19 protein-coding genes are annotated in these 21,051 nt (G+C 46.7%); 7 read left to right on the forward strand and 12 right to left on the reverse strand.

Annotation, left to right across the window (positions count from 1 at the left end; all coding sequences use genetic code 11):
* The first annotated feature begins 113 nt into the window (after positions 1–113).
* Entirely contained in the window at positions 114–6,863 is a 6,750-nt protein-coding gene (locus LJ740_RS13630) for an FG-GAP-like repeat-containing protein (RefSeq protein WP_229529663.1), read from the forward strand.
* 90 nt (positions 6,864–6,953) lie between these two features.
* A complete protein-coding gene (locus LJ740_RS13635; RefSeq protein ID WP_229529664.1) occupies positions 6,954–7,418 on the forward strand; it encodes an EVE domain-containing protein in 465 nt (154 codons plus the stop codon).
* A gap of 13 nt (positions 7,419–7,431) precedes the next feature.
* On the opposite strand, the gene LJ740_RS13640 is transcribed toward LJ740_RS13635, so the two are convergent.
* The 5 genes from LJ740_RS13640 to LJ740_RS13660 form a co-directional block, all read right to left on the reverse strand.
* Positions 7,432–7,947 carry a hypothetical protein gene (locus tag LJ740_RS13640; RefSeq protein WP_229529665.1) on the reverse strand — a complete coding sequence of 172 codons (516 nt, stop codon included), beginning with the start codon at positions 7,945–7,947 and terminating at the stop codon, positions 7,432–7,434.
* A 92-nt stretch (positions 7,948–8,039) separates the two neighbouring features.
* Positions 8,040–9,788 carry a DUF885 domain-containing protein gene (locus LJ740_RS13645; RefSeq protein WP_229529666.1) on the reverse strand — a complete coding sequence of 583 codons (1,749 nt, stop codon included), beginning with the start codon at positions 9,786–9,788 and terminating at the stop codon, positions 8,040–8,042.
* A 75-nt stretch (positions 9,789–9,863) separates the two neighbouring features.
* Positions 9,864–10,187: a DUF1820 family protein gene (locus LJ740_RS13650; RefSeq protein WP_229529667.1), complete on the reverse strand. Its 324-nt coding sequence runs from the start codon at positions 10,185–10,187 to the stop codon at positions 9,864–9,866.
* Positions 10,188–10,279: 92 nt separating this feature from the next.
* Positions 10,280–10,969: a TetR/AcrR family transcriptional regulator gene (locus LJ740_RS13655; RefSeq protein WP_229529668.1), complete on the reverse strand. Its 690-nt coding sequence runs from the start codon at positions 10,967–10,969 to the stop codon at positions 10,280–10,282.
* 9 nt (positions 10,970–10,978) lie between these two features.
* On the reverse strand, positions 10,979–11,548 hold the full coding sequence (locus LJ740_RS13660; RefSeq protein ID WP_229529669.1) for a TetR/AcrR family transcriptional regulator: 570 nt from the start codon (positions 11,546–11,548) through the stop codon (positions 10,979–10,981).
* A 273-nt stretch (positions 11,549–11,821) separates the two neighbouring features.
* On the opposite strand from LJ740_RS13660, the gene LJ740_RS13665 reads away from it, so the two are divergent.
* The gene (locus LJ740_RS13665) at positions 11,822–13,444 is read left to right on the forward strand and encodes a M28 family metallopeptidase (protein WP_377307065.1); all 1,623 of its coding nucleotides are present in this window, start codon (positions 11,822–11,824) and stop codon (positions 13,442–13,444) included.
* A gap of 76 nt (positions 13,445–13,520) precedes the next feature.
* Here the strand turns inward: LJ740_RS13665 and slmA are convergent, their stop codons facing one another.
* From slmA to coaBC, 3 genes are read right to left on the reverse strand one after another with little or no spacing between them, the layout of a single operon-like run.
* Positions 13,521–14,111 carry a nucleoid occlusion factor SlmA gene (slmA, locus tag LJ740_RS13670; RefSeq protein WP_229529670.1) on the reverse strand — a complete coding sequence of 197 codons (591 nt, stop codon included), beginning with the start codon at positions 14,109–14,111 and terminating at the stop codon, positions 13,521–13,523.
* A gap of 32 nt (positions 14,112–14,143) precedes the next feature.
* Positions 14,144–14,599, reverse strand: coding sequence for a dUTP diphosphatase (gene dut / locus LJ740_RS13675; RefSeq protein ID WP_229529671.1), 456 nt, complete (start codon positions 14,597–14,599; stop codon positions 14,144–14,146).
* 1 nt (position 14,600) lies between these two features.
* Complete coding sequence (gene coaBC / locus LJ740_RS13680; protein WP_229529672.1) at positions 14,601–15,806, reverse strand: bifunctional phosphopantothenoylcysteine decarboxylase/phosphopantothenate--cysteine ligase CoaBC; 1,206 nt, start codon at positions 15,804–15,806, stop codon at positions 14,601–14,603.
* A gap of 143 nt (positions 15,807–15,949) precedes the next feature.
* On the opposite strand from coaBC, the gene radC reads away from it, so the two are divergent.
* The 4 genes from radC to LJ740_RS13700 all read left to right on the forward strand — a co-directional run bounded on the left by radC (position 15,950) and on the right by LJ740_RS13700 (position 17,803).
* Complete coding sequence (gene radC, locus LJ740_RS13685; RefSeq protein ID WP_229529673.1) at positions 15,950–16,624, forward strand: RadC family protein; 675 nt, start codon at positions 15,950–15,952, stop codon at positions 16,622–16,624.
* A 173-nt stretch (positions 16,625–16,797) separates the two neighbouring features.
* Positions 16,798–17,034 (forward strand): 50S ribosomal protein L28, encoded by a 237-nt coding sequence (gene rpmB, locus LJ740_RS13690; RefSeq protein ID WP_229529674.1) that lies wholly within the window; start codon positions 16,798–16,800, stop codon positions 17,032–17,034.
* A 12-nt stretch (positions 17,035–17,046) separates the two neighbouring features.
* Positions 17,047–17,202 carry a 50S ribosomal protein L33 gene (rpmG, locus tag LJ740_RS13695; RefSeq protein ID WP_229529675.1) on the forward strand — a complete coding sequence of 52 codons (156 nt, stop codon included), beginning with the start codon at positions 17,047–17,049 and terminating at the stop codon, positions 17,200–17,202.
* A 127-nt stretch (positions 17,203–17,329) separates the two neighbouring features.
* Positions 17,330–17,803, forward strand: coding sequence for a hypothetical protein (locus tag LJ740_RS13700; protein ID WP_229529676.1), 474 nt, complete (start codon positions 17,330–17,332; stop codon positions 17,801–17,803).
* Here the strand turns inward: LJ740_RS13700 and LJ740_RS13705 are convergent.
* The 4 genes from LJ740_RS13705 to LJ740_RS13720 form a co-directional block, all read right to left on the reverse strand.
* Positions 17,798–18,124: a hypothetical protein gene (locus LJ740_RS13705; RefSeq protein ID WP_229529677.1), complete on the reverse strand. Its 327-nt coding sequence runs from the start codon at positions 18,122–18,124 to the stop codon at positions 17,798–17,800. The genes LJ740_RS13700 and LJ740_RS13705 overlap by 6 nt on opposite strands.
* On the reverse strand, positions 18,112–18,936 hold the full coding sequence (mutM, locus tag LJ740_RS13710) for a bifunctional DNA-formamidopyrimidine glycosylase/DNA-(apurinic or apyrimidinic site) lyase (protein ID WP_229529678.1): 825 nt from the start codon (positions 18,934–18,936) through the stop codon (positions 18,112–18,114). Before mutM ends, LJ740_RS13705 begins: the two co-directional genes overlap by 13 nt.
* Positions 18,937–18,944: 8 nt before the next feature.
* Complete coding sequence (gene coaD / locus LJ740_RS13715) at positions 18,945–19,433, reverse strand: pantetheine-phosphate adenylyltransferase (protein ID WP_229529679.1); 489 nt, start codon at positions 19,431–19,433, stop codon at positions 18,945–18,947.
* An 88-nt stretch (positions 19,434–19,521) separates the two neighbouring features.
* Entirely contained in the window at positions 19,522–20,916 is a 1,395-nt protein-coding gene (locus LJ740_RS13720; RefSeq protein WP_229529680.1) for a capsule assembly Wzi family protein, read from the reverse strand.
* Positions 20,917–21,051 lie beyond the last annotated feature (135 nt).

Below are 21,051 nucleotides of genomic sequence, written 5' to 3' on the forward strand. Positions count from 1 at the left end.
ATGATGAGCGCCAAAATAAATTCGCTTATTTTTAAGTGGTAGTGGAATAAAATATACCCTGGCAACGTCTCACTGACAGATAGCAGGGTATAACAATGAAATGGAGTTTGAGCATGTCTTATTTCACGCTTGCTAAGCGTCTGCTGGCTTTTGGGGTTTCAGTATTTGCTGCGTCTGCATTGGGCAGTGATTCCTTTTTTAGTGAAGTCGTCCCGACATTCTCCGCAAAGTATCAATATGTGGATGAGGCTGAAAACGGGCAGTCGCGTTTATACCTGGCATGGGGCGGCGAAATAGCCGGATATCAATTACCCGGAGCCCGAAACCGCGCCACGCTGGTTTGGGAAACCCCCGAACAAGCAACGCTATTGCATTTGACCATATCTGGTCGCTTAAACACCAATATTATTGCAAACCCTCACTTATCAGCAGATGAGCAGTCGATATACTACACGGCTAACCTCGCGCTTTCTGGCACAAGAGCTAGGGATGCCACTGACTGGTTGCATCGCTACGATATCAGTACTGGTGAAACCTATGAATATGCGATGCCGGAACTGTTTGATGATCAGGCTATCAATGCCAGCAGCGTCATGGCAGATGACTATCTGTACTTTTTACATGAAAAACAGCTCTATCAGTTTGATGTTGAGGCTGGTACCTGGTCAGCGATCAATCTACCTCTGCCTGAGCGTTGCAGCGATACTTCAAGTTTTAATCCAGAACTACGTGTTGTGGATAGTCAACAAAGAGCCATTATTTTTTCTGCATGTGGGGCAGCGGTTATTGCTGTTAGTGCGGATGGCAGCAGCAATGAAATCATTCAGATGCCCATCAGGCCCCCACTAGACTACGCAGATTATATTACTACCTGGTGGGCACAAGGCGCGGCACTGTTAGCGCCTGCCAGCAAGGAAACTGAGGTGTTTTACTATGGCCGCTATGATGATAAATATTATTTATGGGATATTGCCTCGGCAGAAAAAAGTGTTGAGTCATTGTTTAGCCACTCTGACATAAAGCTTTTGGATACCAATCAGGTTTTCGCTGTTAGCAAAGATGGCCGCTATCTTGTTTATATCATCGACGAAATCCGGTTAAAAACCCATAAGAATGACAGTTCAGAATATTTTCGCGCGCCTTTTTTGGTTTACGATCGGGTGCGAAATCAGTACGCCTTTATTCGGTTTGCATCAGAGAATGGTCAATATAACAGGCTGAACTCCAATGCTGATTATAACCTGAAGTTTCTGGACATTAGCGCTAAAGATAATGAACTCCATGTCATCACGAAACACAATGATGAAAACAGTAACAGGCACTTTCTGATCAGTTTGGACGAGGTGTTCAACAATGAGTTTCCCACTGTTCGAGGGATTGCAATCAGTACCCCTGAGGATTTTTCGGCTGAAATAAGCAACATTGATTATGACGGTGAGCTCTTAAAGCTGCGCAGGGTTCACATGGAAAGTGGCGATGTACAGGAATATTATCTTAGCGGTGAGGCTTTTTCAGATGTCGGGATCACAACACCGGGTAATATTAATTATCAGTTTATCCCTTGCAAAGCAAACTTTCTTTGCAATGAGCAGGATATCGCCAATAGCGAACCTGTTTACATAGAAGATATTGCCACAGTGCCGGAATTTACTCTTGAAGTGCTGGCCGAGGGTGGTGATTTTGTTGGTTATAACGTGACACTAACCAATGAGAAAGAGCCGGGTACGGTGCAATTGGTTTATACAGATAATCGCACAGACAAGCTGAATATCGAGGAAACCAGTGTATTCATTTCTAAAGGGGTTTCGGAAGCATTAAACAGCAATATTATTTTGCAAAACTGTTTTGACAAAGGATATGGCTACACATTGGCATGCAGCAGCAATATCTCTTCCAGGCAAACTATTCTGATCCCTGAAAAAAATAATGGGCATATTATGCCATTCGCGGATGAGTCGGGATTTGCGATTCATTGGAAGCCTGTAACAGGAGGGCGCTATACCTTATCTCGTATTCTGGAAGGTGAAACCGAATCTATTCAATTGTTACAGGACTCCGATACGCTTTTTTATCACGATACTGAATACCCTGAAATTAGTGCCGAATATACTCTGATGTCTTGTGTAGCCAGTGGTTGCGTTAGTCAGGTTTTACATCGAACAGCTATTGATGAGGCTGATACTCACATAGAGTTTTTAAAAACCTCGCTAAAAAATCAGCTGTATTTTTCCGCAAATTTGCACGCTGATTTATTTAAGCTTATCAGAACTCTCAGTCGCTCAACCCAGGAACCTGTTACCGTATTTGAGTCAGACAGTGCGTCATTTTCCTTCATAGACGAGGATATTATTGACGGGGGTGAGTATCTTTATACCGTGCAGTCTTGTACACAAAATATCTGTACAGAAACTGCTTCTCTCAATGTTATTGGCGGGATTGAAGTACCAGACTATTTTAATCCTGACATACCTGGGCCACTGAGTAATTTTGAATTGCAAATGGGTTTTATGTCTTATCGCCTTTTATTTGAGTATGAACTCCCTTTTCGCGCTCCCACAAGTGAACTCAAGGGTTATGGTGTATCAGCGTTATATCGCCAGAAAAACAGTGAAAACTGGAAAAGTGGTAATACCGGGATTAATAATTTTACTTTGTACGGAAATAACAATGCCGGGGCCTATGTTGCAATCATGCCGTATTACACCAGTTTTTATGACGATGGTTTCTACCCTGAATACGGGCCTGCCAGTTATTACTCTTTGCCCGAAGTAGATGCTTCAACATTGCCTGTTAATGAGGATTTTAAACTCGACATTGATTTTTCCACGGCTAATAGCCCGCGTATTTATCTTACTGGCGATCCCTATGTGGATGTTTACCATCTCTGGGTAAAAGCACCACAAGATAGTGAATTTTCGTTGCTCTACACTCAGCGTATTAATGTCTTTAGTTTATACACTGGTGGCGACCTTTACTTTAATTTACCGGAAGAATTTCAGGTTCAGGGCACAGAATTTTATGTGCAAGGTTGCTCCAGAGCGTATGCAAAATGCAGTGAACAGCATACGGTTTACACACCTGAGTTGAGTGAACCAGAAACAGAATTGGTCGACTTTGATAATGTTCAGGTATCGGTTGCTGCACCTTTATTGGAGTGGACATCGCAAGGGCTAAACGTAACCGCACAGATTCATTCCGCAGCACAATTGACGAAAGTTAAATTTTATCGAGTTGATAGCGGTGAAGTTATTCAGCAACAAGCCCAAAGCATTAATTATCGCGGTGAGCATAGTGATTTTTCCGACCTGAACATAGGTGACACACTGAGTTGGCAAACTCAATATTGTTTCGTTGCACTGGTGGAATTGATAGAACAGGAAGTCTGTTCGGCATTGAGTGATATTGCTGATTTTACACTGACAGAAGAGATGACGCGTCTGGCGCCATTTGCACCATTAGTTACTGATGTAATTAAGTTAACCAGTAGTCAAATGGCCAATATTAGCTTTAATGTCAATTTCAGCGATAGTGTGCAGCGTGCTGATATTGTGGCAACACCTACAGAGCTGGAGGTGTTACAGCGTTCGTCCACGGGGGAATATTCGGTAGTACACCAGATGTCATTGGTGTCTCCTGAATCAGGAGTTCAGGCGGTATCATTTGATATTGCAACCGGGCAGCATTTAAACCTTGTGGCCCGTGTATGTTCAGAACAGCAATGCAGTGAGCACAGCCAGGAAGTGAGCGTGGACCTGATTAATGACGTCAGTGGTGACACTATTCCGGAAGTTCCTGAGATAGTGACTTCCAAACCTTCCCCGGTTGTCAGTGACATATTGTTAAAAATAAACGCTGAGATGCCCGGTGTCGTTCATGAAATTGTGGTCAGTAACTCGGCTACTGATGCCAGTGAGCATGTCGTTTTAACTGCCAGCACAGCTGAGTCTGATTATGTGCTGAATGCGCTTGATTTCAATCAGACGCTCTATCTTTTTGTGCGAACCTGTAGCTATCTGGGGTGTAGTAACTACACCGCAGCGACGAGTCTGAACGCACTGAACAATATGTTAGTTACGTCTGAATACCACTTTGACAGTGAAGACAGCTTGTTACCTGAAGGTGGTAGCGTCATTGATATTGATGATAAAAAGGCCTTCGCAGGAGAGATTAACAGCGGTTACTTCTTGCCATTAGCGGCAGACACTGCTTTAGATTTTCAACTTTATTTACCGCTATACGTTTCTGAATTGCTCAGTGTTGCTATTGAAACACAGCATGTCAGCACCGGCGAAAATACGGTTTATTTGCAAAACTTGTTCAGCATTGCCTATCGATACGGTGAAGAAGCTGAACTGCATTCCCCATTTTGGGACACTCCAATTTTATTTACAGATGGGTATGAGGAGTGGATTAACCTCAAAGTCGCGTTGAATGAAGACGGTTTACTCTCTTTGTATTACAACGAAGAGTTGCTCTCTGTTTCTGATCGTGGTTTGGATCTGAACATTTGGGAATACAGTAAAATTACCGTAAATACCGGGCATCATGTGTTGGGCAACTTTTCGATTGCCGGCGCAGCTCCTGAATTAATGTCATTTGTCCCCTTTACGGCATCCGGGGGATGGATAACGGATGACAAGGTGCAGTTGCTTTTCCGTCATCCTGAATGGCGAAAATTTGAGTATTTGAATACTGCGATTAATCGGGTAAAACTCTGGCAGGTTAACACTGAGACGGGTGAATATGCTCATGTGTTTGATGGTGACCCGGTGCAGGCTGCATCTTTGTTAACCTCTCTACCTGCTTCTGACACTCTGAATCTGGTGTCGCGTTCCTGCATTGAAGATGTGTGCGCTCCGGCTTACTTCATGTCAGATGTGGCATCTGACTATACCTATATTCACCATGATTGGTCGGATATCCACACGGAATTATCAGCTGCGGGTGTCAATGTGCGATTTGCCATATTCAATGAACAATGGGAGTCGGCTCAAAGCTTTACGTTGTATCGCAATAAAGCCGGGAGTACCGAGCCAGAACTAATATTCAGTGATGACTTCGCGGCGCTTTACCCCTTGGCAGATGACGATTATTACTATACCTATAATGACACCTCGCCACCCGAAGAGAGTTATTACTATCAACTGGAAGTGTGTACTCCGTTAAATTGTGTCTGGGCACAATCCGAGCTGGTAATTACCTCTGAAACTTACGATATCGATGATGATGGAGTACCTGATATTGAAGATGCTTTTCCGTTTGACCCACACGAGTCCACGGATACAGATGGTGATGGAATCGGTGACAATAGCGATCCAGATATAGATAATGACGGCCTTAGCAATACCTTCGAGAACAGGTTGGGGCTGGACCCATACCAGGTAAATGACCTTGAGTCGGACGTTGATGGCGATGGTTACAATGAATTGATGGAAGTTTTGTCAGGGGCCGACCCCAACGATTACAGCAAAACGCCCAATGATTTTGGTTACTTTGAATCTTTTGAGCAGGCTAAATCTGCCCACCTGAGTTTCTTTGATTACTGGAATGAAGATGATTCCGTGTCGTTTGATAATTGGCATATAGAGCCGGAGACTGAAAGTCGGGTAAATGATGCCCAGCATGGTGAAAATGCTTATGTGTTCACGCCGTCTGAAAGGCAAGGAGAGACCACGTCCATTTATTATCGTGGCTATCTGGCTTCTGGGTATATCTGGTTTGCGTTAAAAGATGCCGAGCAGGTACCAGCTGTCAAAGTCGATAATCGGCATATCAGTTTTGATGCGGACAACCAAATAGCCCTATCCGATGGCTATACCATCTATACTTATAGGGTGGCTAACCAAAGTGAAGCTACTTCTCAGGTAATCATCACCATTTCAGGTGAATGGTCTTCTCTCGATAGTGTGTACTTACCTGGTAGTGGAGTATGCCAGAGAGCTGGACAGATAAATCAGCAAATAGATCTCAATTGCGATGGTCAGGCGGAATTTGCCGGCATATCGAATAATACAGACAGTGGTCATACTGAGCACCTGGACAAAGTAATTCGTCACAATACAGTGAATAAGGTAACGCTTAGTGAGTCTTCCGGGCTGATACCTATTTCGGGAGATTTTGATGGTGACGGAATTACGGACCTTGGTTTCAGAAACCCATCGACAAAGCACTATGTTTTCCGCCGTTCATCCGATAACGATGTCTTAAGTGGTCAATTCGGATTACAGGAGGGGGATATTTTGGTTATTGGCGATTACGATGGCGATGGAAAGTCAGATTTAGCCTTGCGTCGTCCCTGGAATACCACCTGGTATATTAAACCCTCCTCCTATCATGGCATAGAGCGCATCAGGTTTGGTCTTGATCCAGAGGATATCCCGGTGCAAGGCGATTATGATGGCGATGGTAAAACAGATCTGGCAGTAGCCAGACTGAAAAACCAAATGTGGTATGTTAAATATTCTTCTGACGACAGCATAGGTCGGATACCAATGACAATGAATGCCGGTGATATCCCGATCACTGCTGATGTGGATGGCGATGGTAAATCGGATCTCATCATTCGCAGACCAGAAACCTTTACCTGGTGGATAAAGCGCTCCAGCGATGGGCAGGAAGAGACGGTTACTTTTGGCAAGCGTAAGTCTGATATTCCGGTAGTTAACGATTATGATGGTGATGGCAAAGCGGATCTGGCAGTGCGTCGCGATTCCAATCATCATTTTTATGTGTTGCGCTCTTCCGATGGGCAATTAGGGCGATATCCATTCGCGAACGTGGACCGGTTTATTCCACTTGCGGCACCCATTCAGATGAGAATGCAATTTGCAGCCGGTGACTGGTCGTTCATCGAACAAGATTAGTTTCCCAATGCCGATTATTCTAAAAGCCTGTTTTCAGACAGGCTTTTTGTAGACTAAGGGCATTATCATTACTTACGTGAGTGTGTGAATATGCAATATTGGCTGTTTAAAACTGAACCGGATGCTTTCAGCATTGATGATTTAGCGGCGCGTCCCAATCAGACGGAACCCTGGGATGGGGTGCGTAATTATCAGGCCCGCAATTTTTTAAGGGATGACATTAAGCTGGGCGACCAGGTGTTTATGTACCATTCCAGCTGCAAGCGCGTGGGGATTGTGGGCATGGCGGAAGTGGTTAAAGAGGGTTATGTGGATGGCACCCAGTTCGACCCGGAAGCCAAATACTATGATCCCAAAGCCAGAACCGATAATCCCCGCTGGTATCGGGTGGATATCAAGTTCAAACAGCAATACGACCAGCTCCTGTCACTGGCTGAGATAAAAGCCATGCCGGAAATTCAGGAGCTGGCTTTAGTTAAAAAAGGCGCGCGCTTGTCAGTAATGCCGGTACCTGAACAGGAAGCGCAGGCATTACTGAAAAAGCTGGAAGGATAACAAGCGAATTTATTCAGCCCGCTTCGGTTTTTTCCGCAGGCTCTGCTTTAGACGTAGGGTTCATAAAGTGGTTGATGATGTTGGTGCAGGCGATCACAAAGCTGCCAACATCATTTTTAACCCAGGGAACCCGCACTTCGGAAGGCATTTCTGAAATAAACTTTCTGATATCGTCCAGGGTTTTTCCGTCGCTGGTAAGGTTGCGTTTCAGGGCTTCTTCAACCGTTGAGCCATGTTCACAACATTGCATGACTACCGACTCAAAACACTTAAAGATGGCTGCTGTTTTTTCATATTGCTCGCCCTTGATCAGTCCGCGTTTTTGCGCAGAATCCAGCTGGCTGCTGAGCATCTTTTGGATTTGCGCTGCCAGAGAGTCTACGGTTACCAGTGCAAATTTGGATTTGTTTTCGGCGGTACGAGCCAGATATCGAAATTCTCTGAGTTCTTTTGCCATGGTTTGATTTTTCACAACAAAATAAATCAGGAACATCACCATAAACATGATTATGGAGACAGCTGCTATCATTTTTATTTACCTTTGACGCTAACATTAGGGTGATACTATTTTCATCGTATCGCCCTGAATTCTAATTAAACTGAACGGAAACTCAACCAGACTTACTGATTTTTGCCAAGTTGCGTTGTTATGAAGCGTTCAATGTTGGTTTCCAGCGTTGTCAGTGGCACAGAGCCATGCTCCAGGACGGCCTTGTGAAATTCACGCACATCAAACTGATCACCCAGTCTGTCTTCTGCTGACTCTCTTAAGCGCTTTATGGTTAGCTCTCCAATTTTGTAAGACAGGGCCTGAGCCGGCCAGGTAATGTAGCGGTCCACTTCGGTACGCACATTGTGCTCTGATAAAGCGGTATTCTCCAACATGTAGTTCACAGCTTGCTGACGAGTCCAGCCTTTGGTGTGAATGCCGGTATCCACTACCAGTCGGGTAGCGCGCCACATCTCATAACTCAAACGACCAAACTCATCATACAGGGTCTCGTAAAAATCCACTTCTTTGCCCAGGTACTCTGAATACAGGCCCCAACCCTCACCAAATGCTGAAATATAGGTGTAGCGTCTGACATTGGGTAAATCCTCCAGCTCCTGTGACAGGGCAATTTGCAGGTGATGACCCGGCACGGCTTCGTGCAATGTCAGTGCCGGCAGCGCATACAGTGGGCGCTTATCCAGTGCATAGGTGTTTACCCAGTAATAACCCGGTTCGGTATCATTGGAGGGGGATATGTAGCGCCCGGTGGTATAATTCGGCGCGATATTTTCCGGCACCGGAGCCACACCATAAGGGGTTCTGGGCAAGTAGGAAAACAGCTTAGGCAGTTTGGCATCAATGCGTTTGGACAAATAGGCAGCATAACGCAGAAGTTCATCTTCGGTTTTGGCGTAAAACTGCGGATCTGTTCTCAGGAAGTGAATAAAGTCGGCCAGTTCACCTTCGTATTCCAGGGCGGCAATAACCTGCTGCATTTCATCGCGAATGCGTTTTACTTCACTCAATCCCAGCTGGTGGATTTCATCAGCCGTCAGATTCGTTGTCGTGTAATACGCCGCACGATTTTGATAATAAGCGTCACCATCGGGCCAGCTGATTGCCCCTAAGGTTTGTTTAGCGCCAGGCAGGTATTGTTCATTGAGAAAAACATGCAGCTTTTGATAGGCCACAATCACCTTGTTGGAGATCACCTGTTGCGCTTCTTTTTGCAAGGCCAGCCATTGTGCATTATCCATAAAGGCTACGGACTCTTTCGCAAAAGGTTTGTAGTAAAGGCTTTCTGTTGGGTTCTCATGAATAAAGTTTTTCACCAACTGAGGTACGATATCCAGCACTTCTCTGGGCTGAGTCATTCCGGATTTAAGGCCCGCTTTTAACCAGTGAGTTTGTTGTTCAAAGTAGCGGGGAAAATCGCTGAGCCGTTGCAGATAAAATTCGAAGTCCGCAGCGCTGTTAAATTTATGGGTATTGGGCAAAAATGCCAAACTACTGTAAAAGCCAGATTCAGAAGTAAAGGGTAAATAATGCCCATTAAAACGATATTCATCGATGTGATTTTGCAGGCGCAATGTCTGAATGGAGTGGGATATCTGGGCTGATACATCCAGTTGCGCCTTATCTATTGCGTTTAACTGTTGCATGAATTGCAAGGCTTGCTGTTGTTGCCTGGCCAGGTTTTCCGGGGAGAGATCCGCCAGCTGCCCGGTTTCCTGCTCTACGCCAAATCGGGTGGCCATTACCGGACTATTTTGCAGTTCCCATGTCCAGATAGTCTCTAATAATTTGTCCAGTTTATTTTGTTCCGCAGCAAAGCTGCTGCCACCGAGTAGTAGCAGGATTAACAGTAGATGTTTCATTGTTATTATTTGGTTAATTTGCAGATGGCCTAGTGTAAGCCACCTGCCGCGAAATACCAATTCAGCGTGAAGGAATTAGTTTTTTGGGGTGTAAATCGGAGAAGGAAAGGGCGTAACCTTATCGCCCAGGTCTGTGATTTTGGCGGTTCCCTGTTTGTTGACTTCATCAATTTTTAATACGCTGTGCAGCGGAATGTAAGTGCGATTTACATTGGCGTACTCTGATTTTAACTTTTCATGGCTGGGATCCACTACCAGACTGGTGTGGTTGTCCCAGACAAAGTCACCGATTTCGATAAAACCAAATAAGCTGCCCTGAGTTAATTCACGAACATAAAGCTCGTAACGTTCATTGTTGGCAATAAACTGAATTCGGTATAAAGGTTGTTTTTCGCTCATATTCTCCGCCCGACCTGTGAGGTCGTGCAATCAGTGCTGTAAATTAAGGTTAGCCTGGAAATGGCGCTAATTTTGAACTTTTCAAGAGATCATCACGAAGAAAACAGCTTTTTCCAGATACCACTTTTTTCCGGTTTATTATTGATGATGGTGGCTCGCCACAACTGCTCCAAAGCATGTCGGGCCGAGGTGCTGAAATCGGGTTTCAGAACTTGCAGGCTGGGAGACATCAGGACTTTCGCAATGTTATCGGTAGGGTGAGACAGTTGCCACAAGCCCAGGAGCATCGCATAACTGCGTACGATGAGCGCAGCGGCTTCTTCTTCTTCCAGCGTAGGCAGCATGGCCGAAATGGATCGGGCTGCGGCTTTTGTGGCTTTGGCCTGTTCATTTTTGTGGGCCAGCAGCACTTTGTAATCGACATTCTGTTCGATCACGCTGGTGCTCATACAGGCTAATTGCATGAATACCGGGTTCTCTTCCATGTAGGCACAGCCCGTGTCTAATAACGTCAGCATAATAGATTCATCAAGCTGACCGTATTTGTGAAAGGTTTTCAGCCAGTTGAGGTGATACTCTTCCAGAATTGCGAGAAAAATTTCTTCTTTGCTGCGGAAATACAGATACAGCGTTCCTTTGGCTACCCCCGCATCTTTACCAATTTGCGCGGTAGTGGGTAAGACGCCGGGGTTGTTTTGATACAGATTTATCGCCGATGCCAGTATGGCCTTGCGTCTGACTTCTTTTTCTTTTGCTCCGCGAGCACGCTTAAATTCTGTCATATAAACCTTCTAGGCGGCCAGTGGCCCTAATAACGCCTCTGTGGCTAATTCCAGTTCATCCGTGGCACCCGCCAGGATTCCGGTTACCGCAAAACCCTGCACGTAATTACAAAGTTGTAATGCCGTGGCTTCAATATTGATATCTGCGCGCACCTGTTGGTGCTCGATGGCGCGCTCAAGGCAGCCAATAAAGCCAATTTCAAGCTGGTCGATATAGTGCCGGCCAATACTTTTGACTTGCTTGTCATCAAAACCTAACTCTGTCACTGTATTGACCAACAGGCAACCTTTGCCTTTCACCAGCGCGATATACTGCTTGAAGAAGGCCGTAATAGAAACCAGTCCCTTGTTGTTCTCCAGATGACTGATGGCCTGATGCAGTACCGTTTTTTGATAGTGCTCCAGCACCTGATAAAGGAACTGTTGTTTGGAGCCAAATTCCAGATAAAAGCCGCGTCGGTTAAAGCCGGTGCGCGCTATGATTTCATCCATGACCGCGCCGTTAAAGCCATGCTCCAGAAATATCTGGATGGCCTCTGTTAATACTTCGTCGACATTATATTGTGGTCTTCTCGCCATTTGTCGTTTCCTGGAAGGGCCTGTTGACCTTTCTAATATGATTTTTGTTCTATACAAACGCGTTTTAATTGTGCAACAGCGCTACAGGCATAAAAGACCTGTGACAAAATCGGCAGGTCCTAAGAACAGCTGTTCTCTAAGGATAAATTATCAACAATGACTGTCAAGCTGGAAAAAGATAAACTTATGCCATAATGTAGGAACCAGGGAGTTCCTGTATAACAAGGTCTGACAGGCCAGAAAAATAACCGTTTCTTGAAAGAATAAACCTCTATGAAAAAACTAAGATTTACACTCTATCTGTTACTGGGTTCGCTGCTGAGCGCCCCGGGTCATGCGGAAATGTTGCAGGCTGATGAAGATCGCATTAAAGCCCATTTACGCTTTTTATCTCACGATTTGCTGGAAGGCCGCGATACCGGTTCAAAAGGGTTAGAAATTGCCTCCTTATATATTGCCTCGCAATTTGAACAATATGGTTTGCAACCCGCCGGTGATAACGGCTCTTACATGCAGCGGGTGACATTCCGCCAGTCATTTCTGGATCAGGACTCGCCCAGGTTTCTGCTGAACAAAGGTGGCGAAACTACGGAACTAAAGTATCCCAAGGAATTTCTGGTCAGCCCAAGTTCAACCTCTGAAGTGGCTGAGGTTACCGGTGACCTGGTGTTTGTGGGCTACGGCATTATTGCGCCAGAGCTGAATCACAACGACTATGCCGATATTGATGTAAAAGACAAAATTGTGGTGATGCTGTCCGGCAAGCCTCAGTCTTTCCCCAGCGAGGAAGGGGCGCACTTTGCATCCGGTTATCAGAAAGGTAAATACGCTGCAGAAAACGGCGCTAAGGGCACCATAGTGATCCCCACGCCGCGCAGTGAAAAGGCTCGACCTTATGAGCGCTCCCTGAGTTACATCCACGTGCCCAGAGTGCGTTGGTTGAAAGACGATGGCACACCCGCCAATACCTTTGCAGAGCTTAAAAATGGGGCTTCACTGAGCCCGGATACAGCCAAAATGTTATTTGCCGATGAGCAGATGACGCTTGACGATATCTATGCTGAGCTGGAAGAAGACAAGTCGCCTAAAGCCTTCGCTATGAAATCCAGTATCGCGCTGAGCAAGAAAAGCGAATTCAAAGAGATCACCAGCCCGAATGTGGTGGCCATCTTACCGGGCAGTGACCCGACATTAGCCGCTGAGTACGTTTCGTTTTCGGCCCATCACGATCACATTGGTATTGCTAAAACGGTTGAAGAAGACAAAATCAACAACGGCGCTCTGGACAACGCCAGTGGTACAGCCGTACTGCTGGAAACCGCTCGTCTGTTGACGCAGGCACCGGCACCCAAGCGTTCTATCCTGTTTGTAGCGGTCACCGGTGAAGAGAAAGGCCTGTTGGGCTCAGACTATTATGCGCAAAACCCCACAGTACCCATCGAATCTATCGTGGCTAATGTCAATCTGGATATGCCGGTACTGACCTATGAATTTGCTGATGTTATTGCTTTTGGTGCGGAGCACAGCAGTCTGAAAGCCTCAGTGACCGCTGCTGCCGAATATCACGATCTGACGTTGGGACCGGATCCTATGCCGGATCAGGCGATTTTTACCCGTTCGGATCACTACAGCTTTGTAAAGCAAGGTGTGCCTTCGGTATTTGTTATCCCTGGCTGGACCGCAGTTGATCCCGAAGTGGACGGCGGTAAGAAATTCGGGGAGTTCTTTGGTAAGTGTTATCACAAGCCCTGCGATGAGTACTCGGACGAATTTAACTGGAAAGCGGCAGTTAAGTTTGCCGAAGTGAACATCCAGATCGGCCAGACCATTGCAAATCAGGACAATAAACCCACCTGGAATGCCGACAGCTTCTTTGGCAATACCTTTGGTCGTTAATCAAGGTAGAGGGCATTAAGCACATAAAAAGGGCTGCAATTGCAGCCCTTTTTGGTGATTTCAGGATGGTATCCGGTTAGCCAAAAAAGCGTTCCCGCATAAACTTCCACTGCGCACCAAAGCCATCAGTCGGTCTGGCACTAAATTCTGAACGCACAAATTGGTTGATGCGGCCATCTACGTAACAGATGAGAATATTGGCGATCAAGGTTTCATCAGCGGGCAGGGCTTTGCCTTCGCGCAATTTGCGCTCCCTCAGTATTTGTCGCAATTGGGTTTCCAGGCGCTCAAACAATTGTGCGATGCGGGTGCGTAAACGCTCCTGTTCGCCTTGCAAGGCATCGCCATTTAAAATTCGGGTAATCCCGGGATTTTTCTCAGCGAAGCCCAGAATAAGATGCAGGATAAGCTGGCAGCGACTTCCGGTATCCTTTTCTTCATCAACGATTTTATTGATGCGGCTAAACAAGGTTTCTTCAATGAACTCTATTAATCCTTCAAACATCCGCGCTTTGCTGGGAAAGTGACGATACAACGCGGCCTCAGAAACACCGACTTTTTCGGCTAACTTGGCGGTTGTGATGCGTTGCCCATGGTGGGTTTCTAACATGACGGCGAGTGATTGTAATATTTGCGCTTTGCGATTGTTCTTACGAGTAGCTGGCATAGTAATAACCTGGAATAAATCGTGTCCCTGAATTAATGTGTGCCAGACGAGCCAAAGCCCCCCTGACCCCGTTCGCTTTCTGTAAACTCTTCAACAACTTCAAACTGCGCCTGAATCACCGGCAGAATAACCAGCTGCGCAATGCGTTCGCCAGGCTTTATTTCCTGACTTTGCTGACCCCGATTCCAGACCGACACCATAAGCTGTCCCTGGTAATCAGAATCAATCAGACCGACTAAATTGCCCAGCACCAGACCTTTTTTATGGCCCAGTCCGGAGCGCGGTAAAATGGTGGCGCACAACCCCGGATCACCGATGTACATAGCCAGTCCGGTGGGAATGAGTTCGGTTTGCCCTGGCGCTAACGTCAGTGGAGCGTCCAGACAGGCTCGCAGGTCCATACCGGCCGATCCTGGTGTCGCGTATTCCGGAAGAGGAAACTCGTTGCCCAGTCTGGGATCTAAAATTTTAAGGTCAATCTTGTGCATGTTATTGTTTTTTCTGGTGATACTGTTGTGTAATTGATGCCATCAATTGCATCGCAATTTGGCTCTTACTGGCTTTATCCAATTGTTTTTCACCGTTGGCCCAGTAGAGGGTCAGGGCGTTTTGCTCGCTGTTAAAGCCGATATCCTGGCGTGAAACATCATTGGCTGCAATTAAATCCAGCTTTTTGCGAGCCAGTTTATCTTTGGCATATTGTGCAACATTTTGAGTTTCTGCGGCGAAGCCTACGGTAAAAGGTGGCCTGGGGAGAGCCGCGACAGATGTCAGTATATCGGGATTCTTAACAAAAGTAAGTGTTAACTCAGTATTGCTCTTTTTGATTTTTTGATCAACTACCTGGCTGGGTCGATAATCGGCGACAGCGGCACAGCCAATAAAGATATCACAGTCCTGGGTTTCGGCCATAACGGCAGCGAGCATCTCTTCTGCGGTGGTTACCTTTTGCACTGTTACACCTGATGGGGGAGGCAGATTAACCGGTCCGGAAACCAGCACGACAGAGGCACCCATCTGCTGAGCTGCCGAAGCGACAGCATAACCCATCTTGCCAGAACTGTGATTGCTCATGTAACGCACCGGATCGATGTGTTCCCGCGTTGGTCCGGCGGTGATAACAACTTTGACCCCTTGCAGCAATCCTTGCGCCGGCAGCTCGTCTAACCGATCCGCAATGTCCTGAGGTTCCGGCATGCGTCCGGGTCCCACATCACCACAGGCCTGTTCACCCTGATCAGGGGCAATAATAGTGACGCCACGACGGCCGAGTATTGCCAGATTGTCCTGAGTCGCTGTGGCGTGCCACATTTGTTGATTCATGGCAGGAGCTATGTGCACCGGGGCTGTTGTAGCCAGCACCAAAGTGGTTAACAGATCGTCTGCCAGGCCGTGGGCCAGTTTCGCAATGGTATTGGCCGTGGCCGGAGCAATGATCAGCAGGTCGGCCCATTTGGCCAGCTCAATATGACCCATTGCGGCTTCTGCCGCGGGGTCCAGTAAATCGTCGGAAACGCTGTTGCCAGAAACCGCCTGAAGCGATAAAGGGGAGACAAATTCTTTCGCTGACTGGGTTAATACAACCCGTACATTAGCACCTTTAGCCTTCAATTTTCGAACTAAGTCGGGGGTTTTGTAGGCGGCAATACCCCCGGTTACGCCCAATAAGATATTGGTGTTGAGCAAGGATCCCATAGCAGAAATACTATTGTTCTTTTTCGACTAATTATGTAGATTACCATGAAAGCAGAGGAACTGCTTTGATAATAATTATTATTCATCGGTAACCCGTACTATTTTTCATAATAATTAGCACTAACACTACATGGAATGTATCTATGAAAATGTCACAATGGCCAGAGGCCGAAAGACCCCGTGAAAAACTGCTCAATCTGGGCCCTCAATCGCTTTCTGATGCGGAGCTCTTAGCTATTTTTTTGCGCACCGGGATTCCCGGTTTTAATGTAGTGGATTTGGCCCGGCAATTATTAGCCGAGTTTGGTTCATTAAAAAGGTTGATGTCAGCCAGTCACCCGCATTTTTGTCAGGCTAAGGGATTGGGTACCGCTAAATTTGTGCAGTTGCAGGCAGTACTGGAGTTATCTCGCCGTTATTTTGAATCAGATCCGGAGCAAAAACCGCAGTTTACTTCGTCTGCTTATACCATGGACTTTATCAGCCGTCGTATGACCCATTACACCCAGGAGGTTTTTGCTGTTCTGTTGCTGGATTCACAGCATCAGTTTTTGCACTTTCAGCCGGTGTTTTTTGGTACTATTAATGCCGCGCCGGTCTATCCCAGGGAATTGGTGAAACTGGCTATCGCTCACAATGCCGCGGCGGTAATTTTGGCACACAATCACCCGTCCGGTATTTCAGAGCCCAGTAGCGCAGACCGGCAAATTACGCAACGTATCGTTGACGCCATGGCATTGCTGGATATTCGGGTATTAGACCATATTGTGGTGGGCGACGGGCGTCATACCTCGATGGCAGAGCGCGGAATGTTATAACGGTTAAATACAGCCTAAAGTGCTGAAAATAGCCCTTTATACTAACTTTTACTTGAATCTGGCGTTTTTATACTGTATAAAGTGCGCCCTCTTGTATGAGCATCTTCTGACCAGCGGCTGAATGTCGGATATATGAGGTCGGGTAAAGTAAGTAATTTTTGGAGACAACAACAATGTCCAGAGTATGTCAAGTTACTGGCAAACGCCCTGCGGTAGGTAACAACCGTTCTCACGCGAACAACGCAACGCGTCGTCGCTTTTTGCCAAATCTACAATCTCACCGTTTTTGGGTTGAGTCTGAAAACCGTTTCGTTAAACTGCGTGTTTCTACTAAAGGCATGCGTATTATCGATAAAAAAGGCATCGATTCAGTATTAACTGAAATGCGTGCTCGCGGCGAAAAAGTTTAAGGAGTCTGAGTAATGCGCGATAAAATCAAATTAGTATCTACAGCTAACACAGGCTATTACTACACGACAGACAAAAACAAGCGTAACATGCCGGGCAAAATGGAAATCAAAAAGTATGATCCAGTTGTTCGCAAACACGTGCTTTTTAAGGAAGCAAAGATTAAGTAATCTTTTTGGTTTTTGTCTCCCGAAAAACCCGGTTTAAGCCGGGTTTTTTGCGTTATCCTGCTGAAAAACTTCTCTTTTTCTGTGCAGGCGCTACACTGCCTGTTAATGCAATCGAATAACCTCCGCTATGCTTAGACTCAGTCAACGGGCCTGGAACAATGTAGTGATCCTGGCGATGTTGTTTATGGTGTACCTGTTTACACTCAGCAACGACATGATCAATGAAGGCGAGCAGCCCTCAAACGAGGTCATTCCGGTGTTTCCAGCCTACAGTGTGATAATGAGTCTAGATTTCGGGTTTGTCCGGCTGGAGCGTATTGGACAGGACTGGCGCGTTAAGGGGGCAGAGGATATTGCTATCAATAGCCTTGTACCACTATCAGAGCAATGGTCGATGCTGGAAGTGCAGCGAACCAATGTTGCACCTGAGCAAGCGCCTTACATCGTATCTGTGTTATTAGCAGGTGAAGACAAAAAGCGTGTATTTCAGCTTTACTCCGTGGCTAACGGTACCTTGCTGCAGTCTGACGGACGGTTTTATCTGGCGCAAGACGTGGCAACAGACAAGCTTTTTCCGGTTGACCGTATTCCAGCCTTATAACTCTATTCCCCAGTTTTTAAGCCATTGTCTTAGCGTCAACAAAAACACGCTTAACAGTCCTATTAATAAGGCTATTTTAAACAGGCGGTTAGCGCTATGGTCACGGCACAACCAAATTGCCAGCAAAGCGTAAAACAGCAGCTCTGTAATCAGTTTTATGCTTACCAGTAGCGCAATGGGGTATTGTGGGTAGCGGATGACGTATTCAAAGGCCAGATGCCAGACACCTTGCCACATAAGCCAGATGGCCAGGGCATGCGACAGGCGTTTGTGTAGTTGGCCCGCCTGATAGCGAGCCTCTGACGGTTTCACTTCTGGCAAGCCGGGCAATACACCGAGCTGCGATTAGACAAGCGAACTTCTTTTAACGTCGTTTCACACTGCGGGCAAGGTTCGCCTTTGCGACCATAAACTAACAACTGCTGGGCAAAATACCCGGGTTTACCATCTCCGCCAACAAAGTCTCTTAACGTCGTTCCACCCTGAGTAATGGAGCGTTGTAATATATGCTTTGCCGCATCGACAAAAAGGCTGTATTTGCTTTTTGAGACTTTTCCTGCGGGTTTGTTAGGGTGAATACCGGCGGTGAACAAGGCTTCTGTGGCATAGATATTACCGATGCCTGTGACCACTTTTTGATCCATCACAAACTGTTTAACCGCCACGGATTTGGTACGGGACTTGTGCCACAGATAATCGCCGTTAAAGGCCTCTGACAGAGGCTCTGGCCCCAGGTGACTCAGTAGTTTGTGTTCTGCTGGTGGCGTATCCAGCCACAGTATGCAACCAAAGCGGCGCGGATCTGAGTAGCGCAGTATCTGCCCATCTGCAAAAGCGATATCCAGATGGTCGTGTTTGAGTATGGCGTCAGATTGACGGGTGATCCGCAAGCTGCCAGACATCCCCAGATGTATCAGCAACGCCTGTTGCGGATTATTATCCAAAAACAACAACAAATACTTTGCCCGCCGTTCGATGGCCGTGACGGTTTTGCTCTGTAAGCATACCCGGATATTATCCGGAACAGGCCAGCGCAGCGACGCCTGACGCACAATAACATCAGTTATCTTGCTGTTCAGAATGTGAGGCGCTATGCCGCGTTTTGTCGTTTCGACTTCCGGAAGCTCTGGCATAAACTGGCTTATTCTTCGCTGTGGAACTTCTGATACAGGGCGTCCTGTACGATGGGATGGCAAAATTCATCAACCTTGCCGCGATGCAGAGCCACTTCTTTCACCAGGGTGGATGAGATAAAAGAGTTTTCTTCAGCCGGGGTCAAAAACACGCTTTCCAGATTGCGATTTAAGCGACGATTCATATTGGCCAACTGAAATTCGTATTCAAAGTCGGAAACTGCCCGTAGCCCCCGGATAAGTACGTTGGCATTTTGTTCTTTGGCAAAGTCCGCCAGCAGTCCCTGGAAGCCCACAACGCTGACGTTGCCCAGGTGTGCTGTGACTTTTTGCGCTAACTCTACCCGCTCAGTTAAGCTGAATAAGGGCTTTTTGCTGGGATTTGACGCAATGGCTACCGTGACTCGGGAAAAGAGTTTGGCAGCACGCTCGATGAGGTCGGCATGACCATTGGTGATGGGGTCAAAAGTGCCGGGATAAAGTGCAGCTGTTTTCATAGGGTCTCTACCGTTATCCTTAAATGTCTAGCTTAGCCTGATTGCTGACAGATGTGAAAGATTTCAAATTTAGCCATCAGCGCAAAATTTACCAGCGGTAAAAGGCGCTCAGGCGGTTGTAGTTTTCACCAAAGGCATCGCGGCCAACGGTACCATCCAGACCCCAGAAACCATATTGCGTGGCAAAGCTGTAACGGGCATTCATCTGGAAGGTGTCAGACAATCCTGCGGTGTTTTCGATACTTTGGTGGGTCAGTTTGATGGCTAACTGTTGATCATCAAACAGTTCCCAGTCCATCATGACATGATGAGTAAGTGCCTCTGGACTGATGCTGGTGCCAAATTCATCGGCACTCCAGTGGCCTAACAGCACGTTTTTGTTGCTATAACCCTGTTCGTAGAAAGCCGACTGATACCAGCCTGAATCCCGGTCGGTAATTTCGTAGCGCAACGACATGGTTTCAAACAATACCGGCATAAATACCCCCAGGGAAATGGCGTTGCCTGTATCGTCGGCTCCGCTGAGGGCATCCCGCTGATACTGGGCAAGTTCGGCGTAAACCGACAGAGGCATTTCTAAGCCGATATTCCATTTCGCACTCAGTGCCGTTTGCCCGTAGCCCTGTTCGTTGTTGTCTTGTGCGTTATCTTCTAATGACGAGGGGGTAAACAGTCCCTTAAGACCAATGCCAAAGCCACCGTCCCGGTTGCCTCCGCCAAAGTAATAGGTGCGTGTCAGTCCGATGGACAGCCGTTCCACAGGGCTGAAACTGAAATGCATGCCGGTCAGCTCAGGTTTACCGGCGGTTATCAATCCCTGACTATTAACGTTAGTTCGCTCATCAAATTTGGCATAAAAAAGTTCGTAGCGAATATTAAAATCTGTTATCCCGCTAGAATTACTGAGGGTGACTGATGGCGGATTTTCTGCATGTGTGCTTAACAACATTGCAGAATCCTGCATGGGCGACAGCCAATGATCGCGAAAACCCATGTCCAGTTGCAGGTATTCATTGCCCAGACTCAGATGGGTATTAGTGGCCGCCTTGCCGCTTTCATCGTTATAGCTCGCTCCGGCCGCTAAATAAATATAGGGATTGAAAAAGATGTGCCCGGCAGCTGAGACTTCCACATTGGTATTGTGTTGCACGCCCCGGTTGTTTTCCTGATGTCGGGTGTTTTCATCGCTCACCGACAAAGCCAGCGCCCTGTGGGTATTGGCCATGGTTTCGGTATAACGTTCCAGATAAGCCGTCAGACGACTGTGTAAAACCGGGTGATAGTCCCGAATGGTTTCTAATCGGCTCAGTAATTCAGTGGCTTTATAAGGTCTGGTGAGAGGTGTATCACCGGTCATTGCCATCAGCTTTTCAATTTGTAGCTCCACTTCCGGTGCCAGATTGATTGGCAGGTACGGTGATACGCCTTTGGCCAATACCTGGCCGTTCAAACTCAATAAAATCAGGAAAGTTAACCGCTTCACGTTTCATCCTCTGGGTGCAATGCGCCGCCAATTCTAACAGGAAGTACTCAGGGTTAAAGTGCTATCATCATCTGGGCGACATTTCTGACTTTTCTCCACCCCGGTGAATTGCTATTCTTACCGGTTCCGGCAAGG

Origin of the sequence: Planctobacterium marinum (assembly GCF_020687805.1) — a bacterium.
GTDB lineage: Bacteria > Pseudomonadota > Gammaproteobacteria > Enterobacterales > Alteromonadaceae > Planctobacterium > Planctobacterium marinum.